Raw genomic sequence first — 14,018 nt, 5'->3', positions numbered from 1 at the left:
TGGGTGAGTTTACTGTGCCCGGTTTGATGAAAGTGGTAACCGTGAAGAAACCTGCCCGCAAGGCGCGCAAGGGTATCAACCCCTTCACTGGTGAAGAGACCACCTTCAAAGCTAAGCCTGCCAGCATTGCTGTGAAAGTGCGCCCTCTGAAGAAGCTGAAAGAGTACGCCTCCTGATTGATTGCCGGCCCCTCGGGGCCGGCTTCTCCCCCTGATTCACTCCGGCATTTATCCCTCCCTGTTGTTTACGGTATAATCCGCGTCCATTTTTGGGGCATCCTCCCCCATAAGCCCATTGAAGTAGCGAGGACCTCGTTATGCCAATTTATGAATATAAGTGTGATGACTGCGCTCACGAGCTGGAAGCAATCCAGAAAATGAGCGATGACCCGTTGGTGGATTGCCCTCAATGCAATAAACCAGCCTTGAAAAAGTGTATTTCTGCGCCAGCGTTCCGCCTGAAGGGTGGTGGCTGGTATGAAACCGACTTCAAATCCGGTAATCGCAAGAACATAGCCGGCGATAGTTCGGGTAGTAGTGCCAGTGCCTCCAGTGGCAGCAGCACCGACGCCAGCTAATTGCTGGCAAAACAGACTCAAACAGGACAGAACGAATGCGAAGCCATTATTGCGGTACTCTCCGCAAGGAAGATATTGATCAGGAAGTTACCTTATGCGGTTGGGTAGATCGGCGCCGGGACCACGGCGGCGTAATCTTCCTGGATCTGCGGGATCGCGATGGCATCGTGCAGGTGGTGTTTGACCCCGATACCGAAGAGCATTTCCAGCGGGCCGACAAGGTGCGAAGCGAATACGTGTTGCAGGTAAAAGGCCGGGTACGGGCCCGTACCGAGAGCACTGTGAACCCCAATATGGGTACGGGCGAGATAGAGGTGCTGGGTAAGGAGCTTGAGATCCTCAATGCCTCTGAAACACCTCCGTTCCAGCTTGATACGCACACTGATGTGGGTGAAGACGTGCGTTTGCGCTACCGTTTCCTCGACCTGCGCCGTAACGATATCGCTGACAAATTGCGCCTGCGTTCGCGCATCACCTCGATTCTGCGCAATTACCTGGACGGTAACGGTTTTCTCGATATTGAAACACCGATCCTGACGCGCGCTACTCCTGAAGGTGCTCGCGACTATCTGGTGCCGAGCCGTACCCATGCGGGCAAATTTTTTGCGCTGCCCCAGTCGCCACAACTGTTCAAGCAGCTGCTGATGGTGGCGGGGATGGACCGCTATTACCAGATTGCCAAATGCTTCCGCGACGAAGATCTTCGCGCTGATCGCCAACCTGAATTTACCCAGATCGACCTGGAAACCTCCTTTATGGATCAGGACGAGATCATGGCCATCACCGAAGGCATGATCCGTGAGTTGTTCCAGCAGGTATTGAACGTGGACCTGGGTGAGCTGCCGCGTATGACATACGCTGAAGCTATGCAGCGCTTCGGCAGTGATCGCCCGGATTTACGCATTCCGTTGGAGCTGACCGACGTTGAAGACTTGATGAAGCAGGTGGACTTCAAGGTCTTTAATGGCCCGGCCAATGATCCCAAGGGTCGTGTCTGCGCCCTGAAAGTGGCTGGCGGTGCCAAGCTCTCGCGCAAGGAAATTGACGAATACACCAAATTTGTCGGTATATACGGCGCCAAAGGTTTGGCCTGGATCAAAGTGAACGAGCTGGCCAAGGGTGTTGAAGGCCTGCAGTCGCCAATTCTTAAGTTCATGCCGGACGACATCGTGTTGCAGATGATGGAGCGTCTGACGGTAGCCGACGGTGATATCGTGTTCTTCGGTGCCGATAAAACCAGCGTGGTTAACGAGGCTCTGGGCGCGCTGCGCGTAAAGCTGGGCGAAGATCTGAACATGATCGAGCGCGAGTGGGCGCCGCTGTGGGTGGTGGACTTCCCGATGTTCGAGGAAGACGGCAACGGCAACTGGACCTCGCTGCATCATCCGTTTACTGCGCCAACCTGCACGCCAGAGGCGCTGGAAGCAGATCCCGGTGCAGCCCTGTCAAAAGCCTATGATCTGGTGTTGAACGGCACAGAGTTGGGCGGCGGCTCCATTCGTATTCATAAAAGCGACATGCAGCAGGCGGTATTCCGCATTCTGGGTATTGGCAAGGAAGAGGCTGACGAGAAGTTTGGCTTCTTGCTGGATGCCCTGAAATACGGTTGTCCGCCTCATGGTGGCTTGGCCTTTGGTCTTGATCGCATCGTCATGTTGATGACCGGTGCAAAATCGATTCGCGACGTCATTGCCTTCCCGAAAACCCAGACGGCGGCCTGTCTGATGACCGACGCCCCCGGCACGGTGGAAAGCAAGCAGCTCACCGAGCTTAATATCCGTCTGCGCAAAACTGAGGAAAAACAGGGGTAAACCATGGCGGGTCACAGTAAATGGGCCAATATCAAGCACCGCAAGGCAGCTCAGGACGCCAAGCGGGGCAAGGTCTTTACTAAGATCATTCGTGAAATTGTGGTTGCCGCCAAACTGGGCGGCGGCTTGCCGGAGGATAACCCCCGGCTGCGCGCGGTGATGGACAAGGCTCTGGCCGCCAACATGAAGAAAGACACCATCGAGAAAGCAATAGCTCGCGGTACCGGTGATGGTGATGACAGCAACTACGAAGAAGTGACCTATGAAGGTTATGGTGCTGGAGGTGTGGCGGTATTGGTTGAATGTATGACCGATAACCGCAACCGGACTGTCGCAGAAGTGCGCCACGCCTTCAGCAAGCGCGGGGGCAACTTGGGGACAGATGGATCGGTTGCCTACCTTTTCAGTCGCGTTGGTCAAATAAGCTTTGAGCCCGGTGTGGACGAAGATGCACTGATGGAAGCCGCTCTGGAAGCCGGTGCCGATGATCTGGTGACCAATGATGATGGCTCTGTCGACCTTTACACGCCTTGGGAAGATTTCACGGCGGTCAAAGACGCGATTGTTGCAGCGGGATTTGAGCCGGCCAATGCCGAGGTGACGATGCAGCCATCGACCACGGTCGAGCTTGATCAGAGTGGCGCCGAAACCATTCTCGGGCTGATTGATATGCTCGAAGATCTCGATGACGTGCAAAACGTCTATACCAACGCCGATATCCCTGAAGCAGTGCTGGAAGCGCTTTCCTGATACACTTCCCTGCATAGTTATAATCAAGGCGGGCCTGCTAAAAGGCCGGCTATCGCAGGCGGTGGCAATGCGCATTATTCTGGGGATAGACCCCGGCTCAGTAAAAACCGGGTTTGGCCTGATTGCCTGTGAGGGCAGCAAGCACACCTATATCAGCAGCGGCGTGATCCGCCTGCCCGTTGGCCCCCTGCCTGCCCGTCTGAAAGTTATTTTCGAATGTATTTCCGAGATTGTGACCGAGCACCGCCCCACCGAAGTGGCGGTGGAAGAAGTATTTATGGCGAAAAGTGCGGGTAGCGCGCTCAAGCTTGGTCAGGCGCGCGGTGCGGCAGTAACCGCCTGTGTCAGCCGCAATTTGCCGGTCGCCGAGTACACTGCCCGCCAGATCAAACAATCGGTGGTCGGTACTGGCGCTGCCAATAAAGAACAGGTGCAGCATATGGTAAAGACGCTATTGTCGCTGCCGGCGGCCCCGCAGGAAGATGCGGCAGATGCGCTGGCAGCTGCCCTGTGTCATGCCCACAGTCAGCACAGCGTGAATAAATTGAATCAGCCGACGGTGCGCGGCCGTATGCGCCGTGGGCGTTTGTCGTAAGGAAGGTAAATGATAGGTCGGATCCGTGGAACCCTGATTGAAAAGCGCGCACCTGAAATTCTGGTGGATTGCGCTGGCGTTGGCTACGAGGTGCTGGTGCCCATGACCACGCTCTACCAATTGCCTGAGGTGGGTGCCGAAACGACTCTGCTAACACACCACGTTGTTCGCGAAGATGCCCAGCAATTATTTGGCTTTATCGATCACTCTAGTCGCGCCCTGTTTCGCGACCTTATCAAGGTGAACGGCGTTGGCCCCAAGCTGGCGCTAACAGTGCTGTCTGGGGTGGATGTTGGCGAGTTTGTAGCGCTGGTGCTGGCGGGTGATGCGGCCTCGTTGGTGAAATTGCCCGGGGTTGGCAAGAAGACAGCCGAGCGCCTGGTGATAGAAATGCGCGACAAGCTGAAAGACTATGAGCCGGCGGCAGGTGCATCGACTGCGATGCCTGCGGCATTGAAGGTGGATGCCGCCAGTGAGGCTGAAGAGGCCCTGATTGCTCTGGGCTACAAACCCCAGGAAGCCGCCCGCGCCATTGCCGCGGTGGACGGCGACGGTCTTGTGGTGGAAGACTTAATTCGTCAGGCCTTGAAGGCTATGATTAGCAAATAACTCCTCTCCTTTGGGGAGAGGGCCGGGGTGAGGGATAATGCCACTTGCCGCAACCCGTGTTTCAGTGAAGCAGTGTCCCAGCGAATACCATGATAGAAACAGACCGACTAATAGCGCCCGAACAGCAAGATCCCCAAGAAGAAAACTTGGATCGCGCTATTCGCCCGAAAACCCTGGTGGACTATGTCGGTCAGGAAGCCGTGCGCGAGCAAATGGAAATCTTTGTCAGCGCCGCCCGCAAGCGCAGTGAGCCCCTCGACCACACCCTGATATTTGGTCCGCCAGGCCTGGGTAAAACCACGCTGGCGTCCATTTTGGCTAATGAAATGGGGGTTTCCCTGAAAACCACCTCAGGTCCTGTATTGGAAAAGGCGGGTGACTTGGCGGCACTGATGACCAACCTTGAGCCGGGCGACGTGCTCTTTATCGACGAGATTCACCGTCTCAGCCCCCACGTGGAAGAGGTGTTATACCCGGCGATGGAGGACTACCAGCTCGATATCATGATTGGCGAAGGACCGGCAGCACGCTCCATCAAACTTGATTTGCCGCCGTTTACGCTGGTCGGGGCCACCACTCGTGCGGGGCTTCTGACCTCGCCGCTGCGTGATCGTTTTGGCATCGTGCAGCGTCTTGAGTTCTATCAGGTGAAAGATCTGACCCACATCGTCAAGCGCTCGGCGGGTATTCTCGGCATTGGCATTGACGATGAAGGTGCGCTTGAAATTGCACGCCGCGCGCGGGGCACCCCGCGTATCGTCAACCGGCTACTGCGACGGGTGCGCGACTATGCAGAAGTAAAAGGTAACGGTTTTATCGACAGCGCTATAGCAGACCGTGCGCTGGATATGCTGAAGGTGGACGCGCTGGGGTTCGACCGCCTTGACCGCCGCTTGCTGATGGCGATGATTGAGAGGTTTGATGGTGGCCCGGTGGGGGTGGATTCGCTTGCTGCGGCCATAAGCGAAGAGCGCGGCACCATCGAAGATGTGTTGGAGCCCTATCTGATACAGCAGGGCTATATTGTGCGTACTCCACGGGGTCGTATGGTGACCCAGAGCGCCTACCGTCATTTCGGGCTCAAGTTGCCGCAGTCGCAGGATCAACTCCCGCTGTCTGATAGACGGGGTGAGGATTAATGCGTGAATATTCCCTGCCGGTCAGGGTTTATATCGAAGATACTGACGCCGGTGGAATTGTCTACTACGTTAACTACCTCAAATTTATGGAGCGAGCCCGCACCGAATTGATGCGCGCGGCTGGCTACGGTAAAACAGCCATCTTCAGTCATGACAGTATGTTTGTGGTGACTGAGACCTCGATCAAGTATCTGAAGCCTGCCACCCTCGATGATGAACTTCTCGTCACGGCCGCAGTCTCTGAGGTGCGAGGTGTCACGCTCACCTTCGAACAAACAGTGAGACGTGGTACTGAATTTTTGTGTAATGGTACGGTTCAGGTGGCCTGTGTTGATCGACAGAGCTTGAAACCCCGCAGAATTCCTGCTGATATGCGCGCGCGATTGGACAACGGAGAATAAAGTGAACCACGAACTGACGATAATGGATCTGATTCTGAATGCCAGCCTGTTTGTACAGTGCATTATGGGCATTTTGGTGCTGGCATCGGTGGTGTCCTGGTTCATCATCGTCCAGCGTTGGTCCTACTTTAGTGCAGCAGAACGGGCTTACCGGCAGTTTGAGCAGCAATTCTGGTCTGGTGTTGATCTGGGTGAGCTCTATCAGGAAGGCTCCGGCAAGGCGGAAAAAGGCTACCGTGCGATTGGTATCGAGAGCATTTTCCGGTCGGGCTTCAAAGAATACAGCCGCCTGCGACGCAAGAACGCCAGCCCGGAGGTGATCATGGATGGCGCAGAGCGAGCCATGCGTGTGGCTATGTCCAGAGAAGATGACAGCCTTGAGCAGAACCTGCCTTTCTTGGCAACGGTGGGCTCCACTAGCCCCTATGTTGGTCTGTTAGGAACTGTGTGGGGCATCATGGGTTCATTCCAGGGCTTGGCGACTATGCATCAGGCAACGTTGGCGGTAGTCGCTCCAGGTATCTCTGAGGCGCTGGTCGCCACAGCGATGGGCCTGTTTGCGGCAATTCCAGCCGTTGTGGCCTTTAACCGCTTTTCTGCCAAGGCTGACTCGCTGGAAAACAAATACCAGACCTTTGCCGAAGAATTTTCCAGTCTCCTGTACCGTCAGGTACACAGCCGCTGAGGTTTAAGCCATGAAAGCTTCGCGTAAGAAACGTAAGCCAATGGCGGACATGAATGTCGTACCTTATATCGACGTTATGTTGGTTCTGCTCATTGTGTTTATGGTGACCGCGCCACTGCTGATGCAGGGCGTTCAGGTTGAGCTGCCCAAGGCGCCGGCTGAACCTATGGGTGAGCAGGATGATGAGCCGCTAATCGTATCGGTCAAGGCGGACGGTAGCCTCTATATTAATATGGGTGACTCCGAAAAGGCGCGGCCGCTCGAAGATATCGCCGAGCGCGTGCGTAAGGTCATGAAACAAAAGCCGGAGACCAAGGTGCTGGTCTGGGGTGATCAAGCGGTTCGTTATGGCGAGGTGGTAACCTTGATGGCGGCTCTGCAAGGCGCTGGAGCCCCCTCTGTCGGTCTGGTTACCGAGAACCCACGATAGTCATGTGGCGCTCTTTCTTTCTGCCGCTTCTGATAACGCTGTTAATGCATGGTTTGGGTATCATGCTGCTCATTTTTGGCTTGCCTTCACCTGAAGACAAGCTGCTGACGCGCCCGATGCCCACCTTTGTGAATGCTGAGCTGGTGGTGCTGGAAAAGCCGAAACCTAAGCCAGCGCCGAAGCCGAAACCCGAGCCCAAACCGGAGCCCAAGCCGGAGCCCAAGCCGGAGCCCAAGCCGGAGCCCAAGCCGGAGCCCAAACCCGCCCCGAAGCCAGAACCCAAGCCAACGCCAAAACCTGACCCCAAGCCCAAGGTGGATGAGGAGGCGAAGCGCAAGAAGGAGGCGGCGGAAAAAGCTGAGCGGGAACGTCGTGAACAGCAGCAGCGGGAATTGATGAATGCCCTGTCCGAAGATGAGGCTTTGCTTGAGGCCCAGGAAAATCGGCAGGTGGCTGCAAGCTATGAGGCGAGGATCGCGCGCGCGGTAAGCATGGCATGGAGTCGGCCGCCGAGTGCACGTAATGGGATGCGGGTTAAACTTCGAATTAAGCTGATCCGTACCGGCGAAGTGATCGATGTACAGGTAATAGAAAGCAGCGGCGATACGGCATTTGATCGTTCTGCTGTACGTGCGGTGCAAAAGGTAGGAGGGTTTCCTGAGCTTCAGGAGATCCAGGACTACCAGGTTTTCAAACAGTATTTCGAAACATTTATTTTTGAATTTCGACCGGAGGATTTACGGCGATGAGAGTGTTGCTGGCCTGTGTGCTGCTGTTCAGTTCCCTCGCGCATGCGGGGCTGACCATTGAAATTACCCGGGGCAGTGATAAACCTGTGTCTATCGCCATTGTGCCATTTGGCTGGGAGCCGGGTGTGGTTATGCCGGAGGATATAGCCACAATCGTCGGCTCCGATCTGCACCGAACCGGGCAGTTTCAGCCCATGCCGCCGGCAGACATGCTGGCCCAGCCAAAGACCGAGCAGGAGGTGTACTACCGCGACTGGCGCTCCATTGGGGTGGATTATCTGGTCATCGGTAAAACGCGTACCAGCGAGTCGGGCGGGTTTGTGGTGGAATACAGCCTGTTTGATGTAAACCTTCAGCGCAAATTGCTGACCGGCGAGGAGCGGGGTGGCCGGGCGAACACGCGCGACATCGCCCACGCCATAAGCAACCGAATATATGAAAAAATCACAAACATCAAAGGCGCGTTTGCCACAAAACTGCTGTATGTTTCTGCGCGCAGATTGCAAGGGAATGAGCAGCTCTTCCGCCTGGTAATGAGCGATATCGACGGGGCGCGTGAGCAGGTGCTGCTGGAACAGAAAGAGCCGATACTCGCACCGACTTGGGCCCCGAATGGCAGGTTGATTGCGTATGTGTCGTTTGAGACAACGCGTCCAGCGATATACCTGCATAACCTGGATACGGCTCAGCGCGTCCAGCTCACGAACTTCTCGGGTATCAACGGCGGCCCGGTTTGGTCGCCGGACGGTAAGTCGATGGCGATGGTATTGTCCAAAGACGGGAACCCGGAGATCTACGTGATGGATCTTGCAACAAAGGCACTGAAGCGAGTGACCAATCACTTCGCGATTGATACAGAGCCGGACTGGATTGACAACGATTCGCTGATATTTACTTCGGATCGGGGTGGCAAACCACAGATTTACCGGGTTGAACTCGGCTCGGGGCGGGTTCAGCGCGTGACTTTCGAGGGTGATTACAATGCCCGCGGAAGAGTGATGGAAGGTGGTCAGGGCATCGTGATGGTGCACCGCGTAGATGGTAAGTTCCATATAGCGGTGCAGGATTTGAAGCGCAATCGTGTTTCCATCCTGACCGAGACCACGATGGACGAGTCGCCGAGTATGGCACCGAACAATACCATCCTGCTTTATGCCACCAAATATCAGGGGCAAGGCGTGTTGGCGGCGGTGTCAGTAGATGGCAATGTGCACTATCGGCTGCCGTCCAATTATGGAGATGTTAGAGAGCCGGCTTGGTCGCCGTTCTTGCAGTAGTTTTTATGGTAAATCTCGGCTACTTCACGAGTTTTCGTTGACAGTAGTCGAAAACCGACACATCCTGTCAACCCTGAAGGGTGTGTCATTGTCTAGGCAATACATTCGTTGAGAAACAGAGGAAGTCCATGGAAATCAAAAAATTGAAGGTGTTGGGTGTGGTGTTCGCGGCTGTATTGCTGGCGGCTTGTTCTAGCACCGATGTTGAAGAAGGCGGGGAAGTTGATAGCGGACAGTCGCTGTCTGGTTTTGACGGTTCTGTCGCTAAGCCTGCAAAGTCTCAGGCAGAGATTGATCGCGAAGAAGCGATGAAAAAACTGAAAACAGTTTTTTACTTCGAATTTGACTCTTCAACTCTGACTTACGACGCACGCCAGGCACTGGATGCGCAAATTGCATTCCTGAAAGATTCAGTTGGCACGATCCGTCTGGAAGGCCATGCTGACGAGCGCGGTACTCGCGAGTACAACATCGCACTGGGCGAGCGTCGTGCGCAGGCGGTTGCAGACTACATGGTGCTGAACGGCATCTCTCGCTACCGCATCGAAACCGTTAGCTACGGTGAAGAGCGTCCGCTGGCGTTTGGTCAAGGCGAATCTGCCTGGTCACAAAACCGCCGTGTAGAACTGAAGTAATAAGAGGCTAATTTCAGGCGACATGAAAAACCTGAAAGTCCTATTGCCGGCAGCCCTCGTGCTGCCGGCACAATTGTTGTTGGCTCAGGCACCTATTTATGATGCCAGCCAACCGCGACAGCAAGCGACGACGCCACGTCAGTCTCAGTCCGCCAGCTCCATTCCGCAAGAAAAAAGCCTCCAACTTGAGATCTACCAGCAACTTAAAATGCTGCAGAATGAGATGATGGAGCTGCGGGGTATTGTGGAAGAGCAGGGCCATGAGCTTAGAACCCTGAAGCAACAGAGCCTGGATCGCTACATTGAGCTAGACCGACGCATCGCCGGCGGTGGTGGTCAGTCCAAGCGCGCTGAATCTGACCCGGATAGCGGCAACTCGGTTGGCTCGGTTCCCTCGGAAGAGATCGACGCCTATCGACAGGCCTACGAGCTGGTTAAGGCAAAGCAGTTTGATCAGGCCATCGTTGGTTTCGACACTTTCCTGAAGAAGTTTCCCGACGGTACCTATGCGCCTAATGCTTTGTACTGGAAGGGTGAGCTGCAACTGGTCAGTTCGCCTCGGGATCTAAAATCGGCGGAAAGTGCCTTTTCCACCTTGCTCAAGAAGTACCCGGACCACAGTAAAGTGCCCGATGCCATGTACAAGCTGGGTAAGGTGTATTTCCTCTCCGGCGAAAAGGCCCAATCTCGCAAGATATTGAACGAGCTGCTTGCCAAGCACGGTGACAGCAACCGTTCAGCGGTCAAATTTGCCCGGCAATTCCTGCAGGACAATTTCTGACAATCGGGTATCATTGCTCCCCCCGGAACCCCAATCCCGGCAATTGCCGGGATTTTTGTATATATGACTGACACCAGCCTGCGTATTACTGAAATTTTCTATTCCCTGCAGGGCGAAGCGCTGACGGTAGGGTTGCCCACCGTGTTTGTCCGCCTGACGGGCTGCCCCCTGCGTTGCCATTATTGCGATACGGAGTACGCCTTCCACGGCGGTGAGCGCATGACGCAGGCCAGTATTCTGGCGCAGGTGGCTTCCTATAAGCCTCGCTACGTGTGCGTCACGGGTGGTGAACCGCTGGCGCAGCCGGCGTGTTTGCCCTTGCTCAGCGTGCTATGTGACGCCGGTTATAGCGTATCGTTGGAAACCAGCGGTGCCTTGCCGGTCGCCGATGTCGACTCGCGAGTATCACGGGTGGTGGACCTGAAAACACCGGATTCCGGCGAGAGTGCCAGAAACCTCTGGGAAAATATCGATAACCTGGGACCACAAGACCAGGTGAAGTTCGTGATCTGCTCGCGACGAGACTATGACTGGGCGCGCCTGCAGCTGGATCAATACAACCTCGCAGCCCGAGTGGGGCAGGTACTGATTTCTCCCAGCTTTGGACAGCAGAATGCGACCGAACTGGCGGATTGGATAGTGCAAGACAATCTGCCAGTGCGATTCCAACTTCAGCTGCACAAACTTCTCTGGAGCGACGAGCCGGGACACTGACGATGAGTAAAAAAGCCGTAATTCTTGTTTCCGGTGGGCTAGATTCCGCTACGGTGCTGGCGATGGCGCAAGCAGAAGGCTTTGAATGCTATGCCCTGGCTTTTGATTACGGGCAGAGGCACCGAGCCGAGCTGTTGGCGGCGCGTCGCGTTTCGCAGGCTCAGGGAGCGGCAGAGCATAAGGTCATCCCGTTGGATTTAACCGCCATTGGCGGCTCGGCCCTTACAGATAACAGTATCGCGGTGCCGGATCACAGCGACGATGGCGGCATCCCTGTCACCTATGTGCCAGCACGCAACACCGTGTTTCTTTCCATTGCTCTGGGCTGGGCTGAAGTGCTCGGCGCGGATGATATTTTTATCGGCGTAAACGCCGTGGACTACTCGGGTTATCCGGATTGTCGGCCTGACTATATTCAGGCCTATGAGGATATGGCCAACCTAGCGACCAAGGCCGGCGTTGAAGGTCACCGCCTGCGCATTCGAACGCCCCTGATCGACCTTAGCAAGGCTGACATCATTCGTCGCGGGCAGGCGTTGGGAGTCGACTACGCACTGACCGTATCGTGCTACCAGGCCGATAGTGAGGGGCGCGCTTGCGGACGCTGTGACAGCTGCTTTTTGCGGCAGCAAGGTTTTCAATCTGCCGGTGTTGCTGATCCTACCCGGTATCAGTAGTTCAAAACCGATATTGAAATTCCAGCCCGTATTGCCGTGGTGGCGCGATGGCGTGCAGAACCGCGCCATAGGAACGGCTGATGCCGAAGCCCCCCCCGTAGTAAAACTCATCCGTGGCATTGTTTATGTACGCGGTAAGGCGGATCTTCTCATCGGGAGCCAGGTACTGGATGCGCACGCCGAGGGTCCCCTGTCCGTCGATGGTTGTGCTGTCAAATAGGGGGCCGTCTCCATCTTGCCCGGTATAAATACTGTCTCGCCAATAGTAAAACAGGCGCGGTGTGATACTGCCAAAGGGGCCAGTGAAGGTATAGTGCGCCGACAATGAGGCTGTGGTTTCGGGAACCAGTGGAAATGGTTCGTCACTCCTGTCCTCATCGCCCTCGGTGGTGCCCACGGTGTAGTCAAGGTAGTCGGCATCGGTATAACCGGCGGTTAAATGAAACATCCAGCGATCTAGCGCGAGTGTCAGCTCGAGTTCAGCTCCTTTAATCAGGGCCTTCCCGGCATTCGTCAGATAGTTGATCGGGGTAAGTCCCGCGGTTTCGGCGACCGTTACCTGAATGTCGGTATAGTCCATGCGATAGAGTGCTGCGTTAATACGAACGCGTGAGTCCGCAGCGTCCACTTTCATTCCAAGCTCGGCGTTGTTGACCAGCTCCGCCTCGAATGGCTGTATAGCCGTGCCACGCAGGTCGAGACCGCCAGCCTTGAAGCCTCTGCTGGTCGTGATATAGAGCATGCCTGAATCGAGCGCTAATGAGTCGAGCAGGTTGTCGGTGGCAAAGAAGGTTGCCGTGAACGAGGGAGTAAGCTGGCTGAACCGTTTGCTGCTTTTGGCTTCGATCGGGGTTGGCAGCAGTATCTGAGTCGGCGGCTTAGGCCCCAGTAGATGGAAATCATCAACGGGAATAGGGCTGTATACGCCGCCATCCAGATGCGCCGTGCTAGCGAGGCTACCGCGCGCGCGTAGTCGCTCATTCAGTAACCCGGCGTAGCCGTCATAGTCGGTCTGGTAGACCTTTGTTGTTCTTCTTTTCTCTTCAGATGTATAGCGTAAGCCCGCGGTTAGCTGCAGCCACGGACGCAGGTTCCAATTGAATTGAGAAAATATAGCTATGCTGATGTTGGTCAGGTCGCTCACCAGGTTTTGCGGTAGAGCAAGGGGCACAATGCCGCTATTGATTGGCAGCCCGGATGAGAAGCCCCCCAGCAGGCCGGCGAGGTCTGCTGCGTCAAGGCCGAACATTCCCTCCGGACCGATACCACGCGCACGCGGACTGTTGTTGAGGCTTTCGTAGGCCCCGAACAGTCCGAGCGTGTATTCAAACTGATCATCGAGACTGTTGCCGCTGAACTTGAATTCCTGGCTGTATTGATGGCGATCCTCATCCGGGACATCGATTGAACTGGCTCGCATCCGGTCGAACAGCAGGGGGCCGGATTGGCTGATAATATTCATATCTACGCCATCCTGGTCCTCGTAGCGCTCTATGCTGTATTGGTGGCTCCAGGCGGTGATGCTTTCCAGATCCAGTTCGCCTAGCCGGCCTTGTATTGTAAAAGCAAGCATGGTGGATTCCATCTGAATCCTAGCTTCTTCGGGATTGTTCAAAACCTTGTAGTCTTGCGCTAGCAGCTCACTGGTGCGGCAGCGTTCTGCGATGGACACAAACTGGTTTTGCCCCGGTAGTACAGCGCTACCCATCAGTACATTATTGTCGCTCTGGAAGCGACAGGTCAGTCCAGCGGAGTTTTCGTCCTGCTTCGTCCAGAAGGCAAACAGATCGCTGGTAAAATTATCATTGATATCAAATAGCACGCGCAGTGTTGCGGCAAGGCGGTTCTCATCCCCGTATCTGTCGCTGGTGCTTACGTTATCCAGATAACCATCGTAATGCTTGCGCAATATGCTCATGCGAAGCGCAGCCCTGTTGTCGAACAGCGGTGTGTTTACACTGAGCTTTACGTCTTGCCGGCCATTCTGGCCGATCTTTCCGGAGAGTTCCGCCGCCGTTTCGAGTGGGTCTGGGCGTATAGTGCTGATAAGCATGGCACCGCCTGTGCTGTTCTTGCCAAACAGCGTGCATTGAGGTCCTCGCAGCACCTGAATACTCGCAACATCTACTGCGTCGAGCAGTGCGCTGTCGGTTCTGGGAATGAAAATCCCATTGAGGTATTGGCCGAC

Annotated in this window: 17 protein-coding genes; 16 read left to right on the top strand and 1 reads right to left on the bottom strand. The window is 55.4% G+C overall.

Annotated features, from left to right (window positions below; translation table 11 throughout):
• From ABYP39_RS12090 to queC, 16 genes are all read left to right on the top strand, one after another.
• A partial coding sequence (locus ABYP39_RS12090; protein ID WP_372782750.1) for an HU family DNA-binding protein occupies positions 1-176 on the top strand: 176 nt, incomplete at its 5' end.
• A 140-nt stretch (positions 177-316) separates the two neighbouring features.
• A complete protein-coding gene (locus tag ABYP39_RS12085; protein WP_372749422.1) occupies positions 317-577 on the top strand; it encodes an FmdB family zinc ribbon protein in 261 nt (86 codons plus the stop codon).
• 35 nt (positions 578-612) lie between these two features.
• A complete protein-coding gene (gene aspS, locus ABYP39_RS12080) occupies positions 613-2,388 on the top strand; it encodes an aspartate--tRNA ligase (protein WP_372782748.1) in 1,776 nt (591 codons plus the stop codon).
• Between the two features lie 3 nt (positions 2,389-2,391).
• Entirely contained in the window at positions 2,392-3,138 is a 747-nt protein-coding gene (locus ABYP39_RS12075; protein ID WP_372750313.1) for a YebC/PmpR family DNA-binding transcriptional regulator, read from the top strand.
• Between the two features lie 67 nt (positions 3,139-3,205).
• Positions 3,206-3,733, top strand: a complete 528-nt coding sequence (gene ruvC, locus ABYP39_RS12070; RefSeq protein ID WP_372760409.1) for a crossover junction endodeoxyribonuclease RuvC — start codon at positions 3,206-3,208, stop codon at positions 3,731-3,733.
• Positions 3,734-3,742: 9 nt separating this feature from the next.
• Entirely contained in the window at positions 3,743-4,342 is a 600-nt protein-coding gene (gene ruvA / locus ABYP39_RS12065) for a Holliday junction branch migration protein RuvA (protein ID WP_372750315.1), read from the top strand.
• A gap of 89 nt (positions 4,343-4,431) precedes the next feature.
• Positions 4,432-5,481 (top strand): Holliday junction branch migration DNA helicase RuvB, encoded by a 1,050-nt coding sequence (gene ruvB / locus ABYP39_RS12060; RefSeq protein ID WP_372758609.1) that lies wholly within the window; start codon positions 4,432-4,434, stop codon positions 5,479-5,481.
• Positions 5,481-5,882: a tol-pal system-associated acyl-CoA thioesterase gene (ybgC, locus tag ABYP39_RS12055; RefSeq protein ID WP_372782746.1), complete on the top strand. Its 402-nt coding sequence runs from the start codon at positions 5,481-5,483 to the stop codon at positions 5,880-5,882. Before ruvB ends, ybgC begins: the two co-directional genes overlap by 1 nt.
• A gap of 1 nt (position 5,883) precedes the next feature.
• On the top strand, positions 5,884-6,567 hold the full coding sequence (gene tolQ / locus ABYP39_RS12050) for a protein TolQ (RefSeq protein ID WP_372782744.1): 684 nt from the start codon (positions 5,884-5,886) through the stop codon (positions 6,565-6,567).
• Between the two features lie 10 nt (positions 6,568-6,577).
• Entirely contained in the window at positions 6,578-6,997 is a 420-nt protein-coding gene (tolR, locus tag ABYP39_RS12045; RefSeq protein ID WP_372749777.1) for a protein TolR, read from the top strand.
• A gap of 2 nt (positions 6,998-6,999) precedes the next feature.
• Entirely contained in the window at positions 7,000-7,746 is a 747-nt protein-coding gene (tolA, locus tag ABYP39_RS12040; protein WP_372782742.1) for a cell envelope integrity protein TolA, read from the top strand.
• On the top strand, positions 7,743-9,023 hold the full coding sequence (tolB, locus tag ABYP39_RS12035; protein ID WP_372749779.1) for a Tol-Pal system beta propeller repeat protein TolB: 1,281 nt from the start codon (positions 7,743-7,745) through the stop codon (positions 9,021-9,023). Before tolA ends, tolB begins: the two co-directional genes overlap by 4 nt.
• 128 nt (positions 9,024-9,151) lie before the next feature.
• Positions 9,152-9,658, top strand: a complete 507-nt coding sequence (gene pal / locus ABYP39_RS12030; protein ID WP_372749780.1) for a peptidoglycan-associated lipoprotein Pal — start codon at positions 9,152-9,154, stop codon at positions 9,656-9,658.
• Between the two features lie 22 nt (positions 9,659-9,680).
• The gene (gene ybgF, locus ABYP39_RS12025; protein WP_372782740.1) at positions 9,681-10,439 is read left to right on the top strand and encodes a tol-pal system protein YbgF; all 759 of its coding nucleotides are present in this window, start codon (positions 9,681-9,683) and stop codon (positions 10,437-10,439) included.
• Positions 10,440-10,502: 63 nt separating this feature from the next.
• A complete protein-coding gene (queE, locus tag ABYP39_RS12020; protein ID WP_372750582.1) occupies positions 10,503-11,153 on the top strand; it encodes a 7-carboxy-7-deazaguanine synthase QueE in 651 nt (216 codons plus the stop codon).
• A gap of 2 nt (positions 11,154-11,155) precedes the next feature.
• Complete coding sequence (gene queC, locus ABYP39_RS12015) at positions 11,156-11,830, top strand: 7-cyano-7-deazaguanine synthase QueC (RefSeq protein ID WP_372750583.1); 675 nt, start codon at positions 11,156-11,158, stop codon at positions 11,828-11,830.
• A gap of 1 nt (position 11,831) precedes the next feature.
• Here queC and ABYP39_RS12010 read toward each other — a convergent pair.
• Positions 11,832-14,018: TonB-dependent receptor (locus ABYP39_RS12010; protein ID WP_372782738.1), on the bottom strand; the 2,187-nt coding region annotated here is incomplete at its 5' end.

This window comes from Litorivivens sp., from assembly GCF_041625495.1.
GTDB lineage: Bacteria > Pseudomonadota > Gammaproteobacteria > Pseudomonadales > Spongiibacteraceae > Litorivivens.
Note: the sequence above shows the minus strand (reverse complement) of the source record. Positions and strands in the feature narration are given on the sequence as shown.

Coding starts and splice junctions, on each gene's coding strand:
- ABYP39_RS12085 (WP_372749422.1), top strand. CDS start 317: ATGCCAATTTATGAATATAAGTGTGATGACTGCGCTCACGAGCTGGAA.
- aspS (WP_372782748.1), top strand. CDS start 613: ATGCGAAGCCATTATTGCGGTACTCTCCGCAAGGAAGATATTGATCAG.
- ABYP39_RS12075 (WP_372750313.1), top strand. CDS start 2,392: ATGGCGGGTCACAGTAAATGGGCCAATATCAAGCACCGCAAGGCAGCT.
- ruvC (WP_372760409.1), top strand. CDS start 3,206: ATGCGCATTATTCTGGGGATAGACCCCGGCTCAGTAAAAACCGGGTTT.
- ruvA (WP_372750315.1), top strand. CDS start 3,743: ATGATAGGTCGGATCCGTGGAACCCTGATTGAAAAGCGCGCACCTGAA.
- ruvB (WP_372758609.1), top strand. CDS start 4,432: ATGATAGAAACAGACCGACTAATAGCGCCCGAACAGCAAGATCCCCAA.
- ybgC (WP_372782746.1), top strand. CDS start 5,481: ATGCGTGAATATTCCCTGCCGGTCAGGGTTTATATCGAAGATACTGAC.
- tolR (WP_372749777.1), top strand. CDS start 6,578: ATGAAAGCTTCGCGTAAGAAACGTAAGCCAATGGCGGACATGAATGTC.
- tolA (WP_372782742.1), top strand. CDS start 7,000: ATGTGGCGCTCTTTCTTTCTGCCGCTTCTGATAACGCTGTTAATGCAT.
- tolB (WP_372749779.1), top strand. CDS start 7,743: ATGAGAGTGTTGCTGGCCTGTGTGCTGCTGTTCAGTTCCCTCGCGCAT.
- pal (WP_372749780.1), top strand. CDS start 9,152: ATGGAAATCAAAAAATTGAAGGTGTTGGGTGTGGTGTTCGCGGCTGTA.
- ybgF (WP_372782740.1), top strand. CDS start 9,681: ATGAAAAACCTGAAAGTCCTATTGCCGGCAGCCCTCGTGCTGCCGGCA.
- queE (WP_372750582.1), top strand. CDS start 10,503: ATGACTGACACCAGCCTGCGTATTACTGAAATTTTCTATTCCCTGCAG.
- queC (WP_372750583.1), top strand. CDS start 11,156: ATGAGTAAAAAAGCCGTAATTCTTGTTTCCGGTGGGCTAGATTCCGCT.